At 50.3% G+C, this 24,992-nt stretch carries 17 protein-coding genes; 11 read left to right on the top strand and 6 right to left on the bottom strand.

Features of this window, described 5'->3' with window-relative positions; translation table 11 throughout:
• The first annotated feature begins 156 nt into the window (after positions 1–156).
• Genes FSU_RS05850 through FSU_RS05840 form a run of 3 tightly spaced genes read left to right on the top strand, consistent with a single transcriptional unit; the run spans position 157 to position 4,615 of the window.
• On the top strand, positions 157–990 hold the full coding sequence (locus tag FSU_RS05850) for a TIGR02147 family protein (RefSeq protein ID WP_014545549.1): 834 nt from the start codon (positions 157–159) through the stop codon (positions 988–990).
• Position 991: 1 nt separating this feature from the next.
• On the top strand, positions 992–3,064 hold the full coding sequence (locus FSU_RS05845; RefSeq protein WP_014545548.1) for a hypothetical protein: 2,073 nt from the start codon (positions 992–994) through the stop codon (positions 3,062–3,064).
• Positions 3,065–3,073: 9 nt separating this feature from the next.
• On the top strand, positions 3,074–4,615 hold the full coding sequence (locus FSU_RS05840) for a hypothetical protein (RefSeq protein WP_014545547.1): 1,542 nt from the start codon (positions 3,074–3,076) through the stop codon (positions 4,613–4,615).
• Positions 4,616–4,760: 145 nt separating this feature from the next.
• Here the strand turns inward: FSU_RS05840 and FSU_RS05835 are convergent, their stop codons facing one another.
• The 4 genes from FSU_RS05835 to FSU_RS05820 form a co-directional block, all read right to left on the bottom strand.
• Positions 4,761–6,941, bottom strand: coding sequence for a glycoside hydrolase family 5 protein (locus FSU_RS05835; protein WP_014545546.1), 2,181 nt, complete (start codon positions 6,939–6,941; stop codon positions 4,761–4,763).
• A gap of 307 nt (positions 6,942–7,248) precedes the next feature.
• A complete protein-coding gene (gene polA, locus FSU_RS05830) occupies positions 7,249–10,167 on the bottom strand; it encodes a DNA polymerase I (protein WP_014545545.1) in 2,919 nt (972 codons plus the stop codon).
• A 413-nt stretch (positions 10,168–10,580) separates the two neighbouring features.
• Positions 10,581–12,260, bottom strand: a complete 1,680-nt coding sequence (locus FSU_RS05825; protein ID WP_167530844.1) for an NAD(P)H-hydrate dehydratase — start codon at positions 12,258–12,260, stop codon at positions 10,581–10,583.
• Between the two features lie 57 nt (positions 12,261–12,317).
• Positions 12,318–13,142 carry a porin family protein gene (locus FSU_RS05820; RefSeq protein WP_014545543.1) on the bottom strand — a complete coding sequence of 275 codons (825 nt, stop codon included), beginning with the start codon at positions 13,140–13,142 and terminating at the stop codon, positions 12,318–12,320.
• A 196-nt stretch (positions 13,143–13,338) separates the two neighbouring features.
• Between FSU_RS05820 and FSU_RS05815 the strand changes: the two genes are divergently transcribed.
• Both FSU_RS05815 and FSU_RS16465 read left to right on the top strand, forming a co-directional pair.
• A complete protein-coding gene (locus tag FSU_RS05815; RefSeq protein WP_014545542.1) occupies positions 13,339–13,659 on the top strand; it encodes an ArsR/SmtB family transcription factor in 321 nt (106 codons plus the stop codon).
• 2 nt (positions 13,660–13,661) lie between these two features.
• The gene (locus FSU_RS16465; RefSeq protein WP_015731821.1) at positions 13,662–15,224 is read left to right on the top strand and encodes an SO_0444 family Cu/Zn efflux transporter; all 1,563 of its coding nucleotides are present in this window, start codon (positions 13,662–13,664) and stop codon (positions 15,222–15,224) included.
• Here the strand turns inward: FSU_RS16465 and FSU_RS05805 are convergent.
• On the bottom strand, positions 15,221–17,839 hold the full coding sequence (locus FSU_RS05805) for a DEAD/DEAH box helicase (RefSeq protein ID WP_014545540.1): 2,619 nt from the start codon (positions 17,837–17,839) through the stop codon (positions 15,221–15,223). The two genes, FSU_RS16465 and FSU_RS05805, sit on opposite strands and share 4 nt — an antisense overlap.
• 74 nt (positions 17,840–17,913) lie before the next feature.
• Here FSU_RS05805 and rfbA point away from each other — a divergent pair, with 74 nt between their 5' ends.
• From rfbA to FSU_RS05775, 6 genes are all read left to right on the top strand, one after another.
• Entirely contained in the window at positions 17,914–18,801 is an 888-nt protein-coding gene (gene rfbA, locus FSU_RS05800; RefSeq protein ID WP_014545539.1) for a glucose-1-phosphate thymidylyltransferase RfbA, read from the top strand.
• Positions 18,802–18,945: 144 nt separating this feature from the next.
• Positions 18,946–20,085: a dTDP-glucose 4,6-dehydratase gene (locus FSU_RS05795; RefSeq protein ID WP_014545538.1), complete on the top strand. Its 1,140-nt coding sequence runs from the start codon at positions 18,946–18,948 to the stop codon at positions 20,083–20,085.
• A 64-nt stretch (positions 20,086–20,149) separates the two neighbouring features.
• Entirely contained in the window at positions 20,150–20,713 is a 564-nt protein-coding gene (gene rfbC / locus FSU_RS05790) for a dTDP-4-dehydrorhamnose 3,5-epimerase (RefSeq protein ID WP_014545537.1), read from the top strand.
• 33 nt (positions 20,714–20,746) lie between these two features.
• The gene (locus FSU_RS05785; protein ID WP_014545536.1) at positions 20,747–21,193 is read left to right on the top strand and encodes a low molecular weight protein-tyrosine-phosphatase; all 447 of its coding nucleotides are present in this window, start codon (positions 20,747–20,749) and stop codon (positions 21,191–21,193) included.
• 17 nt (positions 21,194–21,210) lie between these two features.
• On the top strand, positions 21,211–22,335 hold the full coding sequence (locus FSU_RS05780) for a polysaccharide biosynthesis/export family protein (protein ID WP_014545535.1): 1,125 nt from the start codon (positions 21,211–21,213) through the stop codon (positions 22,333–22,335).
• A 19-nt stretch (positions 22,336–22,354) separates the two neighbouring features.
• Positions 22,355–23,734 carry a mannose-1-phosphate guanylyltransferase/mannose-6-phosphate isomerase gene (locus FSU_RS05775; protein ID WP_014545534.1) on the top strand — a complete coding sequence of 460 codons (1,380 nt, stop codon included), beginning with the start codon at positions 22,355–22,357 and terminating at the stop codon, positions 23,732–23,734.
• 214 nt (positions 23,735–23,948) lie between these two features.
• Here FSU_RS05775 and pheS read toward each other — a convergent pair whose 3' ends face one another.
• Positions 23,949–24,971 carry a phenylalanine--tRNA ligase subunit alpha gene (gene pheS, locus FSU_RS05770; protein WP_014545533.1) on the bottom strand — a complete coding sequence of 341 codons (1,023 nt, stop codon included), beginning with the start codon at positions 24,969–24,971 and terminating at the stop codon, positions 23,949–23,951.
• Positions 24,972–24,992: the final 21 nt, after the last annotated feature.

Below are 24,992 nucleotides of genomic sequence, written 5' to 3'. Positions count from 1 at the left end.
AAAACTGCGGCGATTTTCGTATACAGTACGGGATGTACTATATAGTATAAAATTGTGTTTTTATATTAAATAAAATTGCTTAAAATTGAGGAATTTTAAAGAAATTGTACTATAAAATATTGACGTGGAAATAGTCGGAAAGGTATATTTATAAGTATGAAGCCGATTGTTGAATATCAGGACTACCACGCTTTTTTGAGCGACTACTACGAAGAGCGCAAGAGAACTTCTGCGTTCTCGTGGCGCGAGTTTGCCAAAATTGCGGGTTTTGTCTCGCCGTCGTATCTCAAGATGGTTTGCGAAGGCAAGACGAATTTGAGCAAGGTGACCATGGGTCGTGTGGCCCAGGCGATTGGGCTTGTGGGTTACGAGGTCGAATATTTTGAAACGATGGTGCAGTTTGGTAATGCCAAGAATGACGAACAAAAGAAAAAGTTCTTGGAACAAATGAATTCAATGGCTTTGTCTCATAAGGTCCGCATTGTAGATAAAGATGCGTTTGAGTATTACGATACCTGGAAAAATCCGGTGGTGCGAGAGTTGGCGCCTTTGATGCCGGGAGCGATGCCGGGCGATATTGCAAAAGCCTGTGCGCAAGATGTTTCAGCGCTAGATGTCCGCAAGTCGCTCTCTTTCCTGGAACGTGCAGGATTCCTGAAACAAGTCCGCGAGAATGTTTACGAACAAACTGAAAAGTCTGTGGAGGGCTCCAAGGAAGGATTGCCGCTTGCCATCCGCTCCATGCATCGTGCCATGGGAAATTTGGCGGTAGATTCTCTGAACCGCTTTGCGCCGGACGTGCGAAACGTTACGGGAATTACGATGGGCGTGAATCGTGAGGCGTACGAAAAAATTGTCGCAGTACTTGACGAGTGCCGCAAAAAGATTACTGAAATTGCAAATGAATGTAGCGATATCACGCAAGTTTACAGGTTGAATTTACAGCTGTTTCCGCTGTCAAAGGAAATTGTGAAAAAAGAGGAGGCGTAAAATGGAGAATAAACTTTATGCGGCGTGCGGTGCTGTGGCGCTAGCGTTGTGGGCTACCGCCTGTTCGGATGATAGTGTCTCTGGGACATCGGTGGAACCGAATACGATTGCGCTTAGCTCGTCAAGTTATTCGTCGAGCAGCGGGACTTTCCCGAGGGATGGTCAACCAAGACTATGTCGCGTGTCTGAAATGGAAAATGCGCCTGCCGGTTGCGACTGGTTTGCTGAAATGTGGAATCCGGAATCTGGAAACCGCGTCCATACTGGTTTTGATAACGGAACGAATACGTCTGGCATTTGGTATTGGACGTTGGATACAAACGAAGTTCTGATTCCAAGTGTTTTATGGACGGGAACTGCTCGACAAGATTACGATTCTTTGGCCATGAGCGATGTGATTGAACTTTGTGGTGGTTCTATTTGCGGCAAGGCGCGTTTTAATGCGGTTGATGGCGTAAATGGTTTTGACTATGAATTTATGAGTGTGGAAAAGCCTGCGTCCGTTGATATCGCTTTTAGCATGGCAGGTAAAAACGCATTTGGGCGATTTGATGAAGTTGACGCTAGTGGGTTAGGCGGTTTTTGCGTGGGCTATGCGTCAAACGGCTTAATCACGATGTCTCTTGATTTTAGCGATTCTGTCAATGCTTTGTTGGGTGATGAAATTTATAGAGTAATACTGAATAGAACTACGGTCAATGAAAAATTGAACGACTTGGATTATCGTGAAGAATGCTTTGCGTGGGCCGATTTTGCGAATTATGCCAAAAACGTTGTACGTGATGGTGAGCCTGCCGTTAGCGTTGAAAATGCGGTAAAGCATTTAGTTGGAGTCCACTTTAAGATAAACGGCTATTACGATAAGTCAACTTTGTCTTTTAAGATTGTTCGATTCGGGCGCTTTGCTACTGCGAACGGTCGAAGAGCGTTGGACGGTGAAAACCTCCCAGTAGTTGATGAATCCTGCCTTATTCCGACTGTTGTTGAACATTTCTGCGAGTGCAATTATGCGGATTCCAATGCCGCCTATGAAGGTACCCGTTTAGGGCATTTGAATGCGGTTGATGAGGCTAGGGGTATTTGGGGCCAAAGTTTGTTAGCAGAAAATACATGCGTCAATGCAATGTGGATGCGTTCTACATTGGAAATGCCTCTCATCACGACGGAGAATCTGCCTTGCGACAATGCACAGCCCAAGATAATGCAATGTGCCGATGGCTCGTTCCGTTATTCTCCAGAATTTGCGTCTGTGAAATCGCGATATGATGATATTGTTGAAGAAAATGCACTTGCCAGAAAACAGGTCCTTTTGGACCGCGTTGATAGCTGTATGAATTTGTCTTCATCATCGGTTGGCAACTCGAGCAGTTCTTCGTTCTTCCCGTGTTGCACGCTTCCTTCGGGCGATGGAGATTTGTGGAACGGGTATACTGTAGATGTTGATGTCGGAAGCTTTGTTGAATCGCGCAGGGATGACGTGAAATATGGGGTCTGGTTCTTTGCTACTGATACCATTGATGGGGGCAAGTCCGATGTGTACTGGCCAGTGGATTTTGGCGATGACTTTAATGAAGGTGCGATTGAACCGTTGATTGATCATTGCGGAGGTGTCTGCGGAACGGCTGTCTTGGATGAGGGAACGTTGTCTTACCAGCCGTATGTGGTTATTGGATTTTCGTTGGCGATTGATGAATATGGGGCGGGCAAATCTATCCCTCTTGATGTTTCGAATTGGGGTGGAATTTGCGTTAGCTATACGTCGACTATTTCGCTTAATGTTGAACTGGATGTAGGTGATTCGTTAAGCTTTTTGCTTGGCTTCGCTTTGCCGGCAGCGCCTCTTTCGAAGTCTGCAAGCTTTAACAAAAAATGCTTTGAATGGAGTGATTTTAAATTGCCTTCGTGGGCGAAATCTTCACCTAATGTAGACCAGGATTGGCTAAAAACTTCTGGATGGCTGGATAGCGCTGGTGTGCTGGCATCCAAGCATTTGGCGAAGGTGAATTTCAAGATGCAGTCTGCACCTGGGATGTATGAGTTCAATATTATGTCGATTGGAACGAATCGCAAATAGGGAGGGAATATGAATAAGAAACTTTATACGGCGTGCGGTGCGGCGGCAATTGCGCTTGTGGCATGTTCCGATGATAACGGCCGCCTTGTCGGAACTTCGGTCGAACCGAATACAATTGGGGAGCTTTCATCAAGTTCGGTGGATACTCCTTCGTCCAGTTCTTTTGATGCTCGCGAAGGCGACTTGTGGAATCCGAGCGCGGGCGGCTTCTCGCTCAATGTCGCTCGCTATGCCGCAAAGCTTCCCGCGAATGCAAAAGCGGATGGTCGTTGGACTTTGGAAACGGATGCTGAAAAGGGTGGAACGTCTTCTGTGGTCTGGCCGACTGATTTGGTCGGTGTACAGGATGAACGGACCGTTGTCGAATCGTGCGATGGCATTTGCGGAACCGTATCTTTGGCGAAGTATTCTTTGACCTATAATCCGTTTGCGGGTGTTGGCTTTACGCTTGCAAAGGATGACAATGGTAAGCCTGTTCCTGTTGATGTTACGGACTGGAAAGGCGTTTGCATGACGTACGAATCGGAGGCGGCGCCCGCTTTGGAATTGGATTTGGGCGATTCCGTGAATGCGTTGCTTGGAGAAGCCTTGCCTGCGGTTGCCTTGCCCAAGACGGTGACTACGGGCCCTGTGACAAAGTGCTTTAAGTGGAGCGATTTTAAGTATCCTGCTTGGATTGCCGCCGTTGCGGGTGTCCCGGAATACTGGCTTGAAAATTCTGGAGAAAAGGCCGCTAAGCAACTGGTCGCATTCAGATTTGTGATCTCAGCCTCTCCTGGAGAGTACAAGTTCAATATCAAGAGCTTGGGAACGCTTGCGGATTTTCAGGCAAAGCAAGGTGAAAGTTCGTCAAGTGCGGAACCGGCTGTGGTAAATCCTGCGGACCTGTGGGACGGAGCTGCGGGCGATAAGACCGTCAAGACGGGGCTCTATGCGGATAATTCCTGGAAATCTCTAGCAAGGGGCAAATGGTATGACTATACGGACCAAAATTCGTCTTTTGGCTGGTGGAAGTACAAGGCGTATGATGACCATAAAGGTTTTTACTTTGAACAGGTGATTGATGAGTGTGGTGGCTTGTGCAGTAGTGTCAAGCTTGTTGGGACGGCTGAGGTGGATCCGGTGGCGCTCTTCGGTTTCCAACTGGCGAATAATGAATCGGGCGTGGTCAAGGCTGTCGATGTCACAAACTGGAACGGCGTCTGCGTTACTTATAAAACGGATATTCCCATAGTGCTCGATTTGGATCCTGTTTCGCTGGAGGTGGATTTCGATACGGCATCGGCAGGATTTGTCGTTGAAGAAGATGACTATGAAATTTACAAGTGGCCATCTGTAACGTTACCGGTGACTTCTGGAGAATCGACCATGTGTTATGCGTGGGACGATTTTAAACAAGCTTACCTGGACAAAGTCCCGAATGGCGAAAAGTATAAAACTACAGTTGAAAATGTGCTCAAGCGAGTCGTTACCATAAGGTTCATTATAACGGGTAAAGCGGGCGATAAAGGAAACTTCTTCCTGAAAGCGCTTGGAACGAATCGCGAATAGAAAACGGAAAATAGAAAGCGGAAAATTGTTAGGAGGAAAAGAAAAAGGGCTCGGCGATTGCCGGGCCCTTTCCCCAAAACAACAGGAGATTTGTCTCTCTGTTATTCCCTTGCTGTAAACACTCCAACATGCAAGGGGGTTTAAGTTAGCGGAGGCGGACTTGCTGTACGCTCTTCTGGCTGCCCATCTTGACGATGAGGACTGCAGCGCCGCGTGCACTTGTGCTCAACTGGACTTCGTTTGCACCGACGTGGGCGTTGAAGTTCTTCTGAGCGATGACCTGGCCCATGGAGTTCATGAGCATAGCCGTACCGCGAGTAGCTCTGTTGGCATTGAACATTGCCGTGACGGAGCCTTGAGCGACGTTCAGGCGGAGACCCGTTGCCTTGGCGGCGACTGCCTTGATGGCGGAGGAGCCGGAACCGGAGACGGCGACGATCTTGCTAGAAGCGGTGCCTTCGGTAGAGGGCTTCTTGTCAAAGTCATCGATGATAACGGTAGAGCCGTCAGCCTTGATGCCCTTGATGTAGTCGACCGTGATGGTGCCGGAAACCTGTGTGCCGTAGAGGTTGAGACCAATAGCGTTAGCAGAGTTGAGGCCCGTGGGTTCGGTGCGGAAATCGGTCCACAAAACCTTGAATGTCTGGAATGTGGTGGCGTCGAGCTGCTGGTCGGCCTGTTCCAAAAGGCTTGCGTCGAACCATGCCCATGCGCTGCCGGTCATCATGAAGAGGTCCATGGAGGTCCAGCCGTATTCGCCGCAGCCGTCGCTTGCGCCAGTGCAAGGACCTGCAGAAGCGACTTCGCCCTTCATGCGAATTTCGAGGCCGACGTACTTGGAAAGATCCTTAGCGGTGCCGGAGAGGTTGATGCGGAGCGTGCCGGTTTCGCTAGAGTCAGCGGTCTTGCTCGTGTAGGTGATGAGGACGCCCTTGCCGTCTGCGGTTTCAGGAACTTCGTTTTCTTTGACGAGGCTGTCGAGGTTGCTCTTGTTGTTGCCTTCCATGCCGTATGCCTTCTGCAATGCGTTCAAGACATCCGGGTCGAGAATTTCGTAGGTGCCCTTTTGGCGGGTGATGATGGTCATGTTGCCGTCGTCTTCAGCACCGGTGTCCCAAACGTAAGGAACGATGCCGTTAGCCTTGGCGTTCTTAGCGACTTCGCCGTAGAAGAGGGCGCGGCCCTGCAAATGGAGCTTGAGGTTTGCGGCGTCGGTAATCTGACCGGTGCGCTTGATGGCGCCGAGTTCACCGATAATTACAGGAATGCCCTTGTCGCAGAACATCGTCTTGAGTTCGCCGAAAGCCTTTGCAATCTGGTTCGGGGTGCCGAGAGCGGAGTTGTCGATGCTCTTGCTGTAAACGTTCCAGCCCATGTTGTGTTCCTTGTCATTCGTGCTGGAAAGTCCGGTGTAATAGTAGAACTGCTTGCCCCAATCTTCGTCAGCGGTCATGAGGGAGTACTGATACGGATAATAGTGGACTTCGGCCATCATGTAGCCATCGCCAGCCGGGTCGGTCGGCCAGTTCTTGCTGAGCATCGGAGCGTTGTCCATTTCGGTACGCGGAGCCTGCACAATCAAGGTGCGGGTGTCGTTGTTGCCGCCTGCGCTACGCACGGAAGTGATGAATGCGTCGTAGTAGCCCTTCAAAATCTGCATACGGGAGTCGTCGAATACCCACTGTCCGCTGGAACCCCACGGGTCGTTCACGCCCGGTTCGTTGGCGCCTGCGAAGAGGAGGTGTTCATCATAGTCTTTGAAGTAAGAAGCAATCTGAGACCAGAAAGCGGCCTGACGGGCCTTTGTCGTTGCGGAAGAGTTGGCGATGTCGCCGGAACCGCTACGCGGATTGGCCGTGCCTTCATAAACGCGGTCTTCGAGCCAGCCTTCGTCCCAGTGGGAGTTCAAGACGACGTACATGCCTTCGGCGATGACCATGTCCACCACGTCCTTCACCTGCTTGAGCCATGCGGCGTCAATGGTCGGGGTGGTAAAGTCGGCGGCCTTGCCTACGTGGGTGTAACTGCCGTTGTCTGCGGTACCGCCGTTTGCGGCGATGTCTTTGGTAAGAGCGTCAGAATGGGAATACCAAGCGCAAGGAATACGCACGGTGTTGAAACCGGCTGCCTTGATGGCCTTGATGTAGCCTGCGGTCGGGAGCGGGTTACCCCATGCTGTCGGATTTTCCGGCACTTCCATGGTGTTGCCGATATTATAACCCATGCCCATCGGTTCGACCAATGCGGTTGCCTTGGGGAGGGCGGCGAATGCTGATGCTGCCATGAGAAGCGAGCTGCATGCGATGCCAAAGGTATTCAATCTCATGTCTAAGACTCCTTGTTGAGACTTGTGATTGGGTGCCTTATTTTGTGAAATTTAAGTGATTTTAGAAATTTTTTGAGAACATTTTCGAGCGTTTTTGCCCAATCTCAAACATCCCTTTTTCTCATACACTCAAGAATACACCCGTTGTACGCCTAGTAATATATATGAAAAAGGCTTGAAACGCAACTGAAAAATTATTTACATAGAAATAAATAACAAGTTTGTAAGAACAAACGTGGTTAAAATCACATTTGTTTGAGAACTTTTTTTGAGAACATTTGGGGCGGCGCGGGCGAGATTCGCCGCCTTAATGCGCCTCTAACCAGTTTTTGCCGAATCCGACGCTCGCGACGAGTGGAACTTTAAGTTCCATTGCTCCTTCCATTTCGGACTTGACCATGGCAGAAAGCGCTTCGACCTGGTCCTTCGGGCATTCGAACACGAGTTCGTCGTGCACCTGGAGCATCATGCGGAGCGGGAGGTTCTCGTCGTTGATGCGCTTTTGGATGCGGATCATGGCAATCTTGATGAGGTCGGCGGCGCTCCCTTGCACGGGGGTGTTCACGGCCATGCGCTCTGCCATTTGCGATTCCATGCGGTCGGAACTGTCGATGCCTGCAATGTAGCGGCGGCGGCCGGAAAGCGTTTCAACGTAGCCATCGCGGTGGGCGGCGGCCTTGGTGTCGTCGATGAACTTTTGTACGCCCTGGTACATTTCGAAGTAGCCATCGATGAAGCTCTTGGCCTGTGCCATCGGAATTTTCAGGTCGCGGGAGAGGCGGAAGGCGGTCATGCCGTAGAGCACGCCGAAGTTCACGACCTTTGCGTCGCGGCGCATGTCGGCGGTCACGTCTTCGAGGCTTACGCGGTTGATGGCGGCTGCCGTGCGGGCGTGGATGTCGATGCCTTCCTTGTAGCTTTCGATGAGCGCTTCATCTCCGCTCAGGTGGGCAAGCATGCGGAGTTCAATTTGCGAGTAGTCCACCGCGAGAATCACGTTGTTCGGGTTCTGCGGCACAAATGCGGCGCGGATTTGCTTGCCGAGATCGCTACGGACGGGGATGTTTTGCAAGTTCGGGTCGCGGCTCGAGAGGCGGCCTGTTGCTGTACCCCACTGGATGAAGCTTGTGTGGATGCGCTTGGTGTCCGGATTCACGAGTGTCGGGAGCACGGAAACGTAGGTGCTCTGCATCTTCTTGAGTTCGCGGTACTCGATGACGGCGAAAACAATCGGGTGTGCGCTGCGGAAGCTGAGTTCTTCAAGGACGGCGGCATCGGTGCTGCGCTTTTTGATTTCGGGGAGTCCGAGCGTGTCAAAGAGCACTTCACCGAGTTGCTTGGGAGAGCCAATGTTAAATTCGCAACCCGCCATGTCGCAGATTTCTTTTTCGAGCTTTTCGATGCGGTGTTCCAAATCGGTCTGCAATTTCTTGAGAATCTTCGTGTCGACAAATGCACCGACACCTTCCATCTGGTAAAGCACCTTGAGAAGCGGCATTTCCTGGCTGAAGAAGTACTTTTCGTAGTCGTACTTCTGGAGCTTGGCGCGGAGCGGAGCCCAGAGGCGGAGCGTGTAGACGGCGTCTTCGGCGCCGTATTCGGTCGCGTCCTTGATGGGCGTGCGGTTGAACGTGATTTGTTTCTTGCCGCGTCCGATGAGATTCTCGATCGGGATCATCTCGTGCTGCAAAAGCTGCATGACCTGATTGTCGAGACCGAGCCCGGTTTGGCCTGGCGAGAGCATCCATGCGGCGATGAGCGTATCGATGATGTTGGCGGAATCGATTTGCTTTTGCGTGAGTCCAAAGGTGCGGGCGAGAACGTGTAAGTCGAATTTGGCGTTGTGGAATACAAGGGAACGCTTTGCGCTGTCGGGCTGCTTGGATCCGCTGTCGGAAATGTCGCCGGGGAGTGTGCAAGAATCGTTCCAAAAATCGATGAACCACTTCTTTGTGGCGTTAAAGTCGAAGTTGCCGCCCTTGCCGGCTGGGTAAGGGAATCCGATATCGTCGGTATGGCCGAGCGGAATGTAATATCCCTTGGGGACGCTTCCGTCTTTTGCGGCTGCGGCAAGGCAAAGCCCGACAATGTTGCATTGCATCGGGTCAAGTCCATCGGTTTCGGTGTCGATGCCGATTTCGGTCGCTTCGTCAAATTCCTTTTTCATCTGTTCAAAAACTTCATCGTTATCAACGCAGATGTAGGTGGGCGGGAGGTCCGCCGGGAAGCTTGCTTTTACGACTTTGCTGTTGCTAGAGTCGCCGGATGCATCATCGGAGGTGCCGTTGCTCTCGGAACCTGCCGCGGAGTCATCGGAGTCGTCTTTGCGTACAAAACCGGTCTTGCTCGGAACGTTTTCGAGCAGGCGAATGAGGCTGTTGATTTCGTGTTCCCTAAAAATACCTTCGAGCGTATCGCTGTGGAGACCGCAAAATTCAAGGGCATCGAGGTTGCCATGGTAAGCGCGCTTTGTCTGTAACGTCACGAGTTCGCGGCTGAGGAATGCCTGTTCCTTGTTATTCGCGAGGTTGTCGTGCAAACCTTTCTTCTTGATGTTGTCGAGGTTTGCGTAAATGTTGTCCATGTCGCCGTATTCGGTCAACAACTGAATGGCGGTCTTTGGGCCAACTTTTGGAACGCCCGGAACGTTATCGCTCGAGTCTCCCATGAGTGCCAAATAGTCGCGGATTTTTTCAGGCGGAATGCCGTATTTTTCAAGGACTTGTTGCGGTCCAAAATCAATGCCGTCGGCGCCTTTTTCCAAATGGAATAGGTGGATTTTGTCAGTCACGATTTGCGACATGTCCTTGTCTTTGCTGATAATCACGACGTGGTCGAAACCGGCGTTCACGGCGGCTTCGGCGGCGCTTGCCATCACGTCATCGGCTTCGTAGCCGGGTTCTGACAAAAGCGGGATGCCGCTCGCTTCCATTGATTCGCAAAGGAGCGGCATCTGGGCTGCCATTTCTTCGGGCATCGGGCCGCGATTGGCCTTATAGTCCGGGTAAAGTTCGTGGCGGAAAGTCTTTGTGTGCGCGACATCGCGGGCGATCGCAAAATGCGTGGGCTTGTGCTTTGCTAAAATGCGGAGAACTGCGCCCCAGTAGCCGTGCATCATGGAAACGTCTTCGCCCTTGCTGTTGACGAGTGGGTTCTGGCTGTAAGCGTAGAACATGCGGAACGCGAGTGCGAAAGAATCGAGAAGTAATAAAGTCTTTTCTGCCATACTGGGGAATGTAGAAATTTAGACTAAAGAACGGGCTTCGCCCTACAGACGAGAGACTAAAGAATGTGGTAGGAAGTAAATGGAGGGTGAAAAGTGCTTGTTGTGTAAGACCATGAAAAAATCAAATTTCTGAAAAATGACGAAATTTACGTGATAAAGTGTTTCTTTTGGATTTGTTTCACGTAATTTTGCAATGTTGTTTGTGATGTTTTTGCTTAAAAATCTGTTTTGGGGGTGTTTTATCCATAAAAGTGCTGAAAACGGAGCTTAGATTCGTAAGAAAAAAGCTAAAAGTTGGAAAAATATCCATTTTTAGAGAATACGAATTTAATTTGTTTAAAAATTTACGTGAATAATCTTCCGATCTATGGCTCTTTCACGTAAAAAACGGCAAAAAACAAAATTTTCAAAATTTATGCGTTGTTTTGGACAAACGCTTTGTGCAAATTCTTGATGATGTCGCTGGGGAGCATGCTGAATGCGCCGAGTTCTTCTCGGGCGATGCGGCCTGCTTTCTGGTGCAAAAGCGCGCCGAGTACGGCTGCTTCGGGGGTGGCCAAACCTTGTGCAAGGAGTGCAACGATAATTCCCGAAAGAACGTCTCCGCTGCCGCCTTTTGCCATCCCAGAATTTGCGACAGGAATGATGTAAACGTTTCCATCGGGCGAGGCAATATACGTTGGCGCGCCTTTTAGCAAAATGACTTTATTTGTATTTGTTGCGATTTCTCTTAAGCGGCTCGGGATGGCCATGCTACTGTTTGGAAGTTCTCCGAAGAGTCTTGCGAATTCTCGTACGTGAGGTGTCAAAATGGCGGGCTGCTGTAAACTGCGCAGGTATTCGGTGACCGCCTGAATTTTTGACTTCTCGTCATGAAATACCATACCGCATCTGGGTTCTGCGTCATCCAACATAGCAATTGCGTTTAAGGCGTCGGCGTCAATGACTGTTGGAGCCTTGAGCTGCGGGAGTAATGCGAGGACTGTTTCAAACGTGCCGAAGTTTGTTGAAAGCCCTGGCCCGATGGCTATTGCGCTTGCATGTTTTGCTCGATCCAGTAAAGTTGGAATGTGATGCGGTTGCAGGACTCCATGATTCTTGCTGCGAGCGTCGTCGCGGCAATTTTCGACTGCTCTATCTTCAAGACTGCAAAATACAGGTTCCGAAAGCTTGGCCTGTATGATCGGGGTAATCGCTTCGGTCGTAGCTAGCGTGACAAGTCCTGCTCCGCTGCGGAGGGCTGCTTCTGTGCAGAGCGCGGCTGCTCCCGGCATATCCTTGGAGCCTGCGATGATAAACGCTGTTCCTTGATGGCGCTTGTCTCCCCATTCGTTACGTTGGGGTAAAAGTTGCGAAATAGAATCTTCTGTGATGAGGTAATTCTTTTCATCAAATTGCTTGATGACTTCGCCGGGGTAGTTCAGCTGGGCTACGACAGCTTTCCCGAATGCGGGACCGCCTTCTTTTGTGTAAGCGTCCAGACGCGGAAATCCGAACAACATTGTTTCTTTTGCATGAACGCAAATGTTGTTGCAAATGTGCAATGAGGAATCGTAACCGGTTGGCGCATCTGCGGCTATAACGGGGAGTCTGCTTTCGTTGATGATTTGTACAATCTTTGCATATTCAGAGCGGAGCTCTCCTTTGGCTCCGTTGCCGAGCATGCAATCAACGACAAACGGAAAAGTTTTGCGAAGAGAATAAAGATTTTTCCCGAAACTTTCAACGAACTTTGCGGATTCTTCAAGTTCCCCGCCCGCTTGCAAAAAGTCGTCAAGCGCTAATTTGGCTTCATTCTTGAATTTGCTTGCTGGAGCGAGGCTGAAAACGAAAGCTCTGATTCCTGCTTGTAACAGGTGCTTCGCAAGTACGAGGCCGTCTCCGCCATTGTTCCCGCCACCAATAAAAATGGCGATGAATGGACCGCTATGGTAGCCGTAGTCGTTTCCTATTCTTTTTTTTACGAACTTGAATAGCGCAAGCCCGGCCTCTTGCATTAACGTGTATCCGCTTTGGATAACGTCTTTTTCAGAAGGTTCGCTCGTTGTCTTTTTTGCTAAAAATTCTTTTGACGCTGCGTCAAGATTACGCATGCCCTCGGTTGAAAGAATCGGTTGCAAATTTAAGGACTGGAGCGAACGCATTTTTTATTAAATGAACCAGTAAGTGATGCCGAGCTTGAACATCATCGTGTGGGCGCCCTTCAGGTTGGAAATTGAGCACTTGACGCCATGTTTGATTTTGGAGCCGTCATAATCTTCAGGACCGAGTTCGTCGAGGTACTTGACATCAGGGAAAACTTCGTTGAAGCCCATGTACCAGCGGAAACCGACGCTTAAGTTGTCCAGGACGTTGTAGCCGAGACCGATGTTGATACCGAATTCAACGGGAGTCTGTTCGATGTTTTCGAAATTATCGTAAGCACCGCTCTGGTTTTCAATGGTGTAATCGCCGCTAGTGTTGATCGACAATTGCGGGCCGACTTCAAGGTAGAATGTTTTTGTGATGGCTCCGCGAACATAAAATGCGAAGTCAAGGAAGGTCATGTCAAAGTTTCTTGTGTAGTCGTCATCGCCATGATCAAGATAGAAAAGGCGGAAGGCGATTTCCGGAGTGAATGTGAGCCCGTTGGTGATGGGGAAGTGGGCTGCGACGCCGAAGTCAGCGCCGAAACCGCTGGGGGCGTCCAGGTCATCCATGTCCTTGAATCCCCAGAAGTTACCGTAGATGAACGAGGCGCGTGCGCCGAAGCCGATTGCATTTTTCTTCGGGGCGGGCGCGGCTTGCTGTTCGTCGATGGGCATGGCTTCGTTGTTTTGTGCTTCAGGAGCGACTGCTTGCTGGGCTACTTGAGCCGGGGCTGCTTGCGTTGAAACTGCTTGCGGTGCGTTTTCAATGGGCTGGTCAATCGGCTGTGCGGTTGCAATGGCTGTTGCGCAAAGTGCGGTCAAAATACCTGCTGCAAATTTCTTCATAAAAACTCCTTTTTGTGGCGTCCCTAGTGGTGGACCCTAACTTGTAATGAAAATATAATAAAGAAGACTTTATCTTATTGTCGTAATGGATGTTAATGGGCCTTTTTGGAGGGGGTAATACCCTTGCCATGTTAAATGAAAATATGTATATATGAATTGTTGTTCATATGTTTAATCTATTAAAACAGGTATAAGTATGCATAAAGAACCGAATACGCAAAATATTTCGCTCGATACGCTGTTTGAACTGTCCGAGTTTTTCAAGTTCTTTGGCGATACGACGCGCATTCGCGTGATTCATTTGTTGCTTTCGGGTGAGATGTCTGTGAGTGCCATTGCCGAAAAGTTGAACCTTGAACAGTCCGTGGTGAGCCACCAGCTGCGTATCTTGCGCACGGCGAATCTTGTGAAGCCGACTCGTGACGGTCGCAAGATTTATTACTCACTCGATGACGAACATATCGGCGAGATTTTCAATACGGGGCTTGCTCACATTTTGCATAAGAAGAAGGTCTAAAAATGAACATGGTTACTGATTTTGTCTGGGAGTTTATCACACTTTTTTCGGAGATGGCTCCGTTTTTGCTGCTTGGCTTTTTGCTCGCTGGAATTTTGCATGTCTGGGTGCCGAATCATTTGTACGTGCCTAAAATTGCAAAGTCGAATTTTGCATCGGTGCTTTGGGCGGCAATTTTTGGCGTCCCGCTTCCGATTTGTAGCTGCGGCGTGATTCCGACTTCGATTGCAATTCGCAAGGAAGGCGCAAGCAAGGGCGCTAGCGTGAGCTTCTTGATTTCGACTCCTGCGACGGGGGTGGATTCCATCTTGGCGACGTATTCGCTGTTGGGACTCCCGTTCGCTATTTTGCGCCCGGTGGCGGCGTTTGTAACGGCGCTGTTTGGCGGTGTGCTGACGAACTTTGCAACTCGCGGAGAAACGGATCGTAACGAATCTGCTGGGAATGCGGCTGCGGGTGTACACTGCGATTTGGCAAAGCACGAACATCACGATCATGAACATCATCACCACGACCACGAACACCATCATGACCGCGATGATGACGATCATTGCGAATGTGGCGAGCGCCATCATGAACACGAACATTGCGGTTGTTGTTGCGAAGATGACCATGATGCGTCTGCCGCGACATTCTCGGATAAAGTTAAAGAGACGTTCCGCTATGGCCTTGTGAACATGGTGGGCGATGTGAGCAAGTGGCTCATGATTGGCCTTGTGCTTGGTGCTCTGATTTCTGCATTTGTCCCGAATGAACTGTTCCTTGCATTGCGTGAATACCCGATTCTCTGTATGGTCTGCGTGTTGCTTTTGGCTATGCCGATGTATACGTGTGCTACGGGTTCTATTCCGCTTGCGCTCGCGCTTGTGGCGAAGGGAATTACCCCGGGGGCAGCTCTTGTGCTTTTGATGGCGGGGCCTGCAACGAGTATCGCTTCGATGCTTGTGGTCGGTAAGGCTTTTGGCAAACGCACGCTCGCTGCTTACTTGTTCTCGATTGCGTTTGGTGCGATGTTCTTTGGCTTTATTGTTGATACGTTCTTTATGGATACGTTCCTCTCGGCTATGCTTCCGCAAGGTGCTGCGGATTGCCATGGACATGAGGCTTTAGGCGTGTTTGATTACGTTTGCGCTGGACTCTTGGCAGCATTCATGCTGTATGCAAAGTTCGCGCATAAGGGTTGTGACGGTCATTGCGGTTGTGGCTGCGGTTGCGGAGATTCTTGCAAGTGCGCGGACTCTTGCGAAGATGATCACGATCATGACCACTGCGAATGCGGCGAATCTTGTGGATGCCATGAACACGGCGAACATGACCATCATGAACATCATCACGAACATGCCGAGCCCGTCTCTAAAACGTATCGCGTGAACGGCATGAATTGCAGCCACTGCAAAGTGTGCGTTGAAAAAGCGGTGCGCCCGCTCGATGGAGTCGTATTTGCCGAAGCCGATGTCGCGAGCAAGTCATTGCACGTGGAATGGCACGACGATGATGATATCGACGTGGCGACTTTAAAAACTGCAGTTGAAGAAGCTGGCTTTGAATTTGCCGGCGAGGCTTAAACTTCGCCGATTCTTGCAAGCTTTAACAATGGCATTCCGGCTTCTCGGCTTTCGTCGAGATTGACCGTGAAATCAATGCTCCAGTCGTTGAATCCTTCTTCGTCTTGGAGCATTTGCTGTATCTGCATAATGTTCCCTTCGTACGTGACGATGGTATGGCTGAGAGCACGACCTTCCACGTCCATGCGGAACTTGTGATGCTCGGCAGTGTAGGCGGCCATCGTTTCAAGCAAACGCTTCTCGGTCCACGGCGTACCTTCATCATCCGCCAAAAGTTCGCCTTCGGCAAGGTCGTCGGCGAGGCTGTCCAGAACGTCCGAAAAGTCCTGCTTTTGCAAGCTCATCATAATCTGGAAAATGCGCTGGCGTACCATGTTGAGGAATCGCTTCTTGTCGTAGGTAATGTCGGCGGCAGCCTTGTCTGCACCGAATGCCTTTTCGACTTCGTCTTCGGAAGCGCCTTCGTCCAAGCGTTTCTGGTAATCTTCCGGGTGCGCCATCTTTTCCCATTCTTCGAGCAAACTGGAGTCCACGCGGCGGATCATTTCGCTGAGGTAGTCCTGCATTTCCAAGAGTTCTTCGTTCTTGTAGCCGTCAGGCACGGTCTGCGAAAGCACTTTGTAAACGCCGTTTAAATGGCGAAGCAAAATCGCTTCCATGCGCTGCAAGTTGTACTGCTTTACGTAACCGCTAAACGTCGTGAAATTCTCGAACATCTCGCGCACGATGGACTTGGGTTCAATGTTTTCGTCCACCCACGGATGAATGTCGGCAAAAGCATCGAACGTGTCGTAAATAAAGTCTCTCAGTGGTTTCGGGTATTCGACTTTTTCAAGTTCTTCGAGGCGCTGGTTGTATTCCATGCCTTGTGCCTTGAGCTCGTTCATACGGGCGTCGCGAGCCTTGCTCTGCTGGATGCGCAAAATCGCTTCGGGATTTTCGAGGATGCTTTCGCACAAGGTAATCACGTCCAGTGCGTATTCCGGCGAATCCTTGTCAAGCTTCGGGAGCGTGTCGAGCAGGTACAGCGAAAGCGGCTGGTTCATCGAAAAGTCATCTTGCAAGTTCATGTTCACGCGCAAGTGGCTGTAACCTTCGGCAACGGCAGGCACGAACTCAATAATCTTCTTTTCGACGAGACTCCTGAACAGCAAAAATGCGCGGTGCTGCAACTGCTTCTTGCTGGCTGCACTTTCGTGGCAATCCTTGAGGAGTGCTCGCATAGCGCGGCAACCGTCGGTCGGGCGGCTCAAGATGTTCAAAAGCATCCCGTGATTCACCTGGAAGCTTGATGTCAGCGGTTCCGGTGCGGATTCAATCAAACGCTTGAACGTGTTTTCGTCAAACGGAATGTAACCGTGTTCAGGCGGTTTCCTCTTCTGGAATTTTTTGCCTGTCGTGCGCGACTTCGCTTCAAGCTTCAAATTCTCGATGACATGTTCGGGCGCTTGTGCGACAACGTAGCCGACATTGTCAAAACCTTTACGGCCTGCGCGGCCTGCAATCTGGTGAAAGTCGCGAGCGGTCAAAATGGCGGTCTTGTCACCGCTGTACTTGCAGAGCTGCGTAAAAAGCACGGTGCGAATCGGTACGTTCACGCCCACGCCAAGCGTGTCTGTTCCGCAAATGACTTTGAGCAAACCTTGCTGGGCGAGTTTTTCGCAGAGAATGCGGTACTTCGGTAAAAGTCCTGCGTGGTGCAGCCCGATGCCCTGCTTGAGCCAGCGCTTGACATCAGGACCATACGGGCTTGCAAAACGGACTTCTTTAATTGCCTCGTTAATCTTGACTTTTTCTTCCTTGGTGCAGAGGTCAAGACTCATAAAGTTCTGGGCGTTGCTTGCAGCAGCCGCCTGCGTAAAGTGGACAACGTAAATAGGAGCCTTGCCTTCGTTCACGAGTTTTTGCACTTCGGTCGAAATTTCGGTAGTGCTGTAGCTAAAGTCAAGCGGCACCGGGCGTTGCGTGGAACGGACGGTTACGGACTCGCGGCCTGTATGCTTAGTCATGTCGCGTTCAAAAAATTCCGTAGCGCCAATTGTTGCGCTCATCAAGAGGAATCTCGATTGCGGGAGTGTCAAAAGTGGAACTTGCCAGGCAACACCGCGTTCCTTGTCGCTGTAATAATGAAATTCGTCCATCACGATGTCTGTAATGGTGAGCGTTTCGCCTTCGCAGAGCGCCATGTTCGAAAGAATTTCTGCCGTGCAGCAGATGATGGGGGCGTCTCGGTTGACGGTTGCATCACCGGTCGAAAGCCCGACGTTCTCGGCGCCGAATTCCTTGCATAGCGCCATCCATTTTTCGTTCACGAGAGCCTTGATGGGGCAGGTATAAACACTGCGACGGTTGTGTACAAGGCTGTCAAAATGCAAAGCGAGCGCGACCATGGACTTTCCGCTTCCGGTCGGCGTGTTGAGGATAACGTTCTTGCCGTCCAAAAGCTCCAAAATCGCTTCTTCTTGCGCTGGGTACAACGTTGTACCACGGGTTTCGGCCCATGCCATAAATTGTTCTAAAACGTCTTCGGATGAAATATCGGAACGGTGTCCGTTGAACTTCTCAATCAGTTCATTCAAAAAATCTTTGAGGATTCGCTTGTTTTGCTCTGCCATAATGTGCTAAAAATAACTTTTTGAAAAAACTTTCGTAAGAAGTTTTCTATTTTCGAAATCATAGGAGAATTGTTATGAAAGGAATCGTACTCGCTGGGGGCTCCGGCACACGTCTGTATCCGCTTACGATGGTCACATCGAAGCAACTTTTGCCGGTCTATGACAAGCCGATGATTTATTACCCGCTATCAACATTGATGTTGGCGGGCATTCGTGACATTCTCATTATCTCTACACCGACGGATTTGCCGAACTTTGAGCGTTTGCTCGGTGACGGCTCTGCTATGGGCCTCAACTTGAGCTACAAGGTGCAACCGAGTCCGGATGGACTTGCTCAGGCTTTTATTTTGGGCGAAGAATTTATCGGTAACGATTGCTGCGCGATGGTGCTTGGCGATAACATTTTCTACGGAAACGGCTTTAGCCAGCTTTTGAAGGCTGCTGTTAAGAACGCCGAAGAAAATGGCCGTGCAAGCGTATTTGGTTACTACGTCGAAGATCCGGAACGCTTTGGTGTCGTGGAATTTGACGATAATGGCAAGGTGATTTCTGTTGAAGAAAAGCCGAAGGAACCGAAGAGCAATTACGCTATTACGGGTCTTTATTTCTATGACAACCGCGTGGCTGGATTTGCCAAGGTGCAAAAACCGAGCGCTCGTGGCGAACTTGAAATTACTGACCTCAACAAGACATACCTTGACAAGGGCGAACTTGACGTGAAACTCCTCGGCCGCGGTTTTGCTTGGCTCGACACAGGTACGATGGATAGCCTCATTGAAGCGGGCGAATTTGTGAAAATGGTCGAAAACCGTCAGGGAATCCAGATTTCAGCCATTGAAGAAATTGCATACAAGAACGGCTGGATTAGCAAGGAAAAGCTCTTGGAATCTGCCGCCAAGTACGGCAAGTCGCCTTATGGTCAGCACCTCAAAAAGGTTGCCGAAGGAAAGATTCACTATTAAAAATTATGAGTTACTAGTTAATAGTTACTAGTTACTAGAGTTTTTACTTTTTATGCCCGGCATTCCTTGTCGGGTTCTTTTGTGTTTGTCGCCCGCAGAATAAGTTGTCCTTTACTATATTTCCCCTGTAAATTGGAGAAATTCATGAAACGATCCATCGTAATTACAGGCGGGGCAGGCTTTATCGGAAGTCATGTCGTTCGTCTATTTGTCAATAAGTACCCCGAATACAATATCATCAACCTCGACAAGCTCACGTATGCGGGTAACCTCGCAAACTTGAAGGATGTCGAAGGCAAGCCGAACTACAAGTTCGTGAAGATGGACATCTGCGACTTTGATGCTTTCTACAAGCTCATGCAAGACGAAAAAGTCGATGGAATCATCCATCTCGCTGCAGAAAGCCATGTGGACCGTTCCATCAAGGACCCGTTCACCTTTGCTCGCACGAACGTCATGGGTACTTTGAGCCTCCTCCAGGCTGCAAAGCTTTACTGGGAAAGCCTCCCGGAAAAGTACGAAGGCAAGCGTTTCTACCACATTTCGACTGACGAAGTTTACGGCGCCCTCAAGATGAACCACCCGGAAGGCATCACGCCTCCGTTCACGACTACGGCGTCCAGTTCGGAACACCACTTGGCCTACGGTGACGACTTCTTCTACGAAACGACGAAGTACACTCCGCACAGCCCGTATTCCGCTTCGAAGGCTGGCTCCGACCACTTCGTGCGCGCGTTCCACGACACTTACGGCATGCCGACGATTGTCACGAACTGCTCCAACAACTATGGCCCGTACCAGTTCCCCGAAAAGCTCATCCCGCTTTTCATCAACAACATCCGCCATAAGAAACCGCTCCCGGTTTATGGCAAAGGCGAAAACGTCCGCGACTGGCTTTTTGTCGAAGACCACGCCCGTGCGATTGACGTGATTTTCCACAACGGAAAGATTGCCGAAACCTACAACATCGGCGGCTTCAACGAATGGAAGAACATCGACATCATCAAGGTCGTCATCAAGACCGTCGATAAGCTTCTCGGCCGCGCCGAAGGCGAAGACCTGAACCTCATCACTTACGTGACGGACCGCCTGGGTCACGACGCCCGCTATGCCATCGACTCCACCAAGCTCCAGAAGGAACTCGGCTGGGAACCGTCGTTGCAGTTCGAAGAAGGCATCGAAAAGACTGTGCGCTGGTACTTGGACAACCAGGAATGGCTGGACAACATCACGAGCGGCGACTACGAAAAATATTACGAAAAAATGTACGGAGATAGAACTTAGAACTTAGATTTATTTGTTCGTCTAAGAGCGAAGCGGTCTAAGTTCTGCCAACTACCAACTAAATATGTCAAAATTCAACTTTATAAATACAGAAATCGAAGGTGTTAAGATTATTGAACCGACGGTGTTTGGTGACGCTCGCGGTTACTTTATGGAAACTTACAGCAAGCGCGACTTTGCCGAAGGCGGCATTGACGTAGACTTTGTTCAAGATAACGAGTCCCGTTCGCGCAAGGGCGTTCTCCGCGGTCTCCACTTCCAGAAGCAGAATCCGCAGGGCAAGCTTGTCCGCGTGATTGAAGGCGAAGTCTTTGACGTGGCCGTGGACCTCCGCAAGAACAGCAAGACTTTTGGCAAGTGGGTGGGTGTTACGCTCTCCGCCGAAAACAAGAAACAGTTCTACATCCCAGAAGGCTTTGCACACGGTTTCGTGGTACTTTCCGAAACGGCTGCATTTGTCTACAAATGCACTCGCTTCTACGCTCCGAATGATGAAGGCGGCCTTTTCTGGAACGACCCGGCTATCGGCATCAAGTGGCCGGTGGGCGAAGGTTTTGAACCGCTCCTCTCTGAAAAGGATACCAAGAATCCTCTTCTCAAGGACCTTGATTTCGCTTTTGACCTTTAGAATGTAAACTTATTTTTCTATTATTTACATATCATGAAGAATATTCTTGTCGTTTGTACTGGGAACATTTGTCGTAGCCCTACAGGGGAGTATCTTTTAAAAAAAGAACTCGGCCCGGACTTCAATGTTATGAGTGCTGGTCTCGGTGCTTTGGTCGATAATCCCGCCCATGAAATCTCTCAGAAAATTGCTTTGCAACATGGCATTGACATGAGTGCTCATAGGGCTCGCCAAATCAATTTGGATATCCTGAAATGGGCCGACTTGATTTTGGTGATGGAAAATGGCCATAAAAGGGAGCTTCTGCACAAGTATCCGTGGCTCGAAGGTAAGGTTTTCCGTTATGGGGAATCTCACCAGGTCGATATTCCTGACCCGTATAGAAGGCCGGAAAATGCGTTTGTCCTGGCTTGGAACTTTATTTCCAAGCTGACTCCGTATTGGGTTGAAAAGATTAGGCAAAGTGAAGCCTCGAAATAATTCTAAAAAGGTAACCTATGAATAAAATTGGTATTGCTCTTTGTGGTGTCGCCGGTGCTATCTTGAGTGGCTGCTTTGCCGCACCTCAGATGCGAATGAACATACCCACAGATTCCACAACTTATAATGGTGTAACGTTCAAGTTGCATTCCATTGAAAAGGGAGATATGGGAGAACCGGTAGAGGTCATCCCGAATCCGTCCGAAGGCAATTTGGCTGACCTGATGGTGGATACGCTCCCTGAATTGGAATATAGGATTGGACCTCTGGACCAGGTGCAGGTGGTTGTCTGGGAACACCCGGAACTCACATCCCCGATGGGCCAGTACCAGCCGGCAGGCCAGAAGGTGACGACCGAAGGCACGCTTTTCTACCCGTATGCTGGTGAACTTAAGGTTGCGGGCCTCACTGCCCAGGAACTCCGTAAGGAAATCACCAAGCGTCTTTCGGACAAGATCCTTAATGATCCGCAGGTTGATGTCCGTGTGACGGGCTATAACAGCCGCAAGGCTTTTGTCTCGGGTGCTGTGAACAGACCGGGCTATGTGCGTTTCGATGAACATCCGATGACTATTCCTGATGTGATTGCTGAAGTGGGTGGCTTTAATGAAAAGGCCGATCCGTCTTTCGTTCAGCTCCGTCGTGGTGACAAGATTTATAATATTGACTACGTTCGTGCTTTTAAGGAAAACATTCCTATTGAACGCATTATCGTGAAGCCGGGGGACCAGCTTTTTATCCCGCTCAAGTCCGAAATGGAAAGGGATAGAAAGGTCTATGTCATGGGTGAAGTCAATAGGACGAGTATTGTCCGCATGGACAATTACCTCTCTTTGGCCGAAGCTCTCACTGCAGCTGGTGGCGTCAACGTCATGTATGCTTCTCCGAGTAGTATCTATGTTATTAGAAATACGGCCAAGAACAAGATTGATATTTATCAGCTGAACGCCAAGAACGCTATGGCTCTTGCCTTGGCTGACCGTTTTGAAATGAACCCGCGCGACATCGTGTACGTCGATGCCTCTGGTATCGCTACGTGGAACCGTCTTCTTGGCTTGATTACTCCGACCATCCAGGCTGTCCATACTGGCTCTCAGGCCGTGTATGAAATTCAGTTGATTAACAACAATGGCTGGAGATAATCCGTAGCAGGGTAATACTATGATTAACTTGATTTTGTGTGGTGGTAGCGGAACGCGCCTTTGGCCGATTAGCCGCTCTCTCATGCCGAAACAGTTCGCCCGTCTTTTTGACGGTGCGTCCCTGTTCCAGCGTACAGTAAAAACCAATTCTCGTATTTGCAGTGCTCAGTACATTGTAAGCAATGCGGAACAGTATTTCTTGGCCAAGGACCAGCTTGAAGAAGTGGGCGCAAATGATGTTCGCTTCCTTTTGGAACCGGTGGGCCGCAATACGGCTCCGGCAATTGCCCTTGCTTGCCTTGGTCTTGATCCAGAAGATATCGTTCTCGTATCTCCGTCGGACCATGTGATCCGCAAGGCTGAAGCTTACGAAGAATGCTTGCGCAAGGCTGAAGAATTTGCAAAGAAGGGTTTCATGGTCACGTTCGGTATCACGCCGACGGGTCCGGAAACGGGTTACGGTTACATCGAAGCGAACGGCGAAGATGTCAAGCGTTTTGTCGAAAAGCCGGATCTTGAAACTGCCAAGAAATACGTTGCTTCCGGAAGGTTCTTCTGGAACAGCGGTATCTTCTGCTTCAAGGCTGCTACATTCCTTGATGAACTTTCGACGTACTCGCCGGATATCTTGACCGCCGCAAAGATTGCCTTTGCAAACGCCAAGAAAGAAAACAAGGATGCTCTCGTCCGTGTTGATCATGAAGACATGATGAACATTCCTTCGAACTCGATTGACTACGCCGTGATGGAAAAGTCTGCCAAGGTGAAGGTCGTGCCGAGCGATATCGGTTGGTCTGATCTCGGCGCATTCGATTCCCTCTACGGGGAATTCGATCACGACGAAAACGGCAATAACATAAACGCAAAGCACTTGGGCATTGGTTCCAAGAATTCTCTTGTGCTCGGTGGCCAGCGCCAGATTTGCACGATTGATTTGGACAACATGCTCATTGTTGATACGCCTGATGCTCTCTTGGTTGCTCCTCTTGCAAGCAGCCAGAAGGTCAAGAAGGTCGTCGACGAGCTCAAGGCTCGCGGCTCCGACTTGCCGAAGGTCCCGCAGACGGTCAACCGTCCGTGGGGTACGTACTCCGTGCTCGAATCTAGCGACCGCTACAAGATGAAGCGAATCGTTGTTCGCCCGGGCGAACGCCTCTCGTTGCAGAAGCATTTGCATCGTTCGGAACACTGGGTTGTTGTGAGCGGTACAGCTACGGTGACTGTGGGCGACAAGGTGTTCTACGTGCGTCCGAACGAATCGACCTACATTCCGTCCGGAACGATTCACCGCTTGCAGAACGAAGGCAAGCTCCCGCTTGTGATTGTTGAAGTCCAGGTCGGCGAATACACCGGCGAAGACGACATTATCCGCGTGCAGGACGACTACAAGCGCTCGTAATTAGTGCTTAGTAAACAGTGGCTAGTGGTTAGGGCTATCGCCTAACTCTAGCTGCTTTGCGAAAATGGCGGGCCGTGAGGTCCGCCTTTCTCATTTAGAGTAATGTTGAAGAATAAAAAAGAGCGAACCTCAACGGTTCGCTTTTTAATGCTCAAAGCGAGCTTCAGCGAGCGACCTCATGCCTCGGAGGCACGAAGTGCCGCGCCCATAGCTATTAGAACTGGCTCAGGAATCTCTGATCGTTGGCGGTCAGGAGGCCGATTTCCGGAATCTCGTGGCGGAGCATGGCGATACGGTCAAGACCGAAACCGAATGCAAAGCCAGTGAACTTTTCAGCATCGATGCCGCAGTTCTTGAACACGTTCGGATCCACAGAACCGCAACCACCGATTTCCATCCAGCCCGTGCCCTTGCAACGACGGCAGCCCTTGCCACCGCAGAACACGCAGCTCACGTCCATTTCTGCGGACGGTTCCGTGAACGGGAAGAAGCTCGGACGGAAGCGAGTCTTGACGCCTGCGCCAAAGAGTTTGTTCATGAACACCTGGAGCACGCCCTTGAGGTCGGCGAAGCTAATGTTTTCGTCAACGACAAGACCTTCGCACTGCTGGAACATCGGAGCGTGGGTGGCATCGTTGTCGACGCGGAACACGTGGCCCGGAGCGATCATGCGGAAAGGCGGCTTGTGCGTTTCCATGTAGTGAATCTGGGTGCCAGACGTGTGTGTGCGGAGCATGACCTTGTTGTCCACGTAGAACGTGTCCTGCATGTCGCGGCTCGGATGGTCAGGCGGAGTGTTGAGAGCTTCAAAGTTGTACCAATCCGTTTCGATGTCACGACCGAAGTCCACATCAAAACCCATCTGCGCAAAGAAGTCGATGATTTCTTCGCGGACGTCGTACAGCGGATGCGTAGAACCGGCAGCGATGCCGGTACCCGGGAGCGTGATATCGACAGCGCCGCTAGCGAGCTTCTTCTGGAGCGCTGCTTCGTTTGCGGTTTCGATAGCCTTGTCGATAGCTTCGGAAACGGCAACCTTCAGTTCGTTCACGAGCTTGCCGTAAGCGGGGCGTTCTTCGGCGCTCAAGGAACCCATCTGCTTCATGAGGTCCGTGACGGCGCCCTTCTTGCCGAGGTACTTTACGCGGAGATTATTGACCGCTTCTTGATTGGTGAGGTCCGTTTGTGCAAGTTCTGCATCAAAGGCCTGCTTGACATTGTTAATAGCTTCACTCATAGTACGGCGAAATTTAGAAAA

This window comes from Fibrobacter succinogenes subsp. succinogenes S85, from assembly GCF_000146505.1.
In the GTDB taxonomy this organism is placed as follows: Bacteria; Fibrobacterota; Fibrobacteria; order Fibrobacterales; family Fibrobacteraceae; genus Fibrobacter; species Fibrobacter succinogenes.
Note: the sequence above shows the minus strand (reverse complement) of the source record. Positions and strands in the feature narration are given on the sequence as shown.

Bases quoted from the DNA above. Each gene is read 5' to 3' on its own strand.
- FSU_RS05850 (WP_014545549.1), top strand. From the start codon at position 157: ATGAAGCCGATTGTTGAATATCAGGACTACCACGCTTTTTTGAGCGAC.
- FSU_RS05845 (WP_014545548.1), top strand. From the start codon at position 992: ATGGAGAATAAACTTTATGCGGCGTGCGGTGCTGTGGCGCTAGCGTTG.
- FSU_RS05840 (WP_014545547.1), top strand. From the start codon at position 3,074: ATGAATAAGAAACTTTATACGGCGTGCGGTGCGGCGGCAATTGCGCTT.
- FSU_RS05835 (WP_014545546.1), bottom strand. From the start codon at position 6,941: ATGAGATTGAATACCTTTGGCATCGCATGCAGCTCGCTTCTCATGGCA.
- polA (WP_014545545.1), bottom strand. From the start codon at position 10,167: ATGGCAGAAAAGACTTTATTACTTCTCGATTCTTTCGCACTCGCGTTC.
- FSU_RS05825 (WP_167530844.1), bottom strand. From the start codon at position 12,260: ATGCGTAATCTTGACGCAGCGTCAAAAGAATTTTTAGCAAAAAAGACA.
- FSU_RS05820 (WP_014545543.1), bottom strand. From the start codon at position 13,142: ATGAAGAAATTTGCAGCAGGTATTTTGACCGCACTTTGCGCAACAGCC.
- FSU_RS05815 (WP_014545542.1), top strand. From the start codon at position 13,339: ATGCATAAAGAACCGAATACGCAAAATATTTCGCTCGATACGCTGTTT.
- FSU_RS16465 (WP_015731821.1), top strand. From the start codon at position 13,662: ATGAACATGGTTACTGATTTTGTCTGGGAGTTTATCACACTTTTTTCG.
- FSU_RS05805 (WP_014545540.1), bottom strand. From the start codon at position 17,839: ATGGCAGAGCAAAACAAGCGAATCCTCAAAGATTTTTTGAATGAACTG.
- rfbA (WP_014545539.1), top strand. From the start codon at position 17,914: ATGAAAGGAATCGTACTCGCTGGGGGCTCCGGCACACGTCTGTATCCG.
- FSU_RS05795 (WP_014545538.1), top strand. From the start codon at position 18,946: ATGAAACGATCCATCGTAATTACAGGCGGGGCAGGCTTTATCGGAAGT.
- rfbC (WP_014545537.1), top strand. From the start codon at position 20,150: ATGTCAAAATTCAACTTTATAAATACAGAAATCGAAGGTGTTAAGATT.
- FSU_RS05785 (WP_014545536.1), top strand. From the start codon at position 20,747: ATGAAGAATATTCTTGTCGTTTGTACTGGGAACATTTGTCGTAGCCCT.
- FSU_RS05780 (WP_014545535.1), top strand. From the start codon at position 21,211: ATGAATAAAATTGGTATTGCTCTTTGTGGTGTCGCCGGTGCTATCTTG.
- FSU_RS05775 (WP_014545534.1), top strand. From the start codon at position 22,355: ATGATTAACTTGATTTTGTGTGGTGGTAGCGGAACGCGCCTTTGGCCG.
- pheS (WP_014545533.1), bottom strand. From the start codon at position 24,971: ATGAGTGAAGCTATTAACAATGTCAAGCAGGCCTTTGATGCAGAACTT.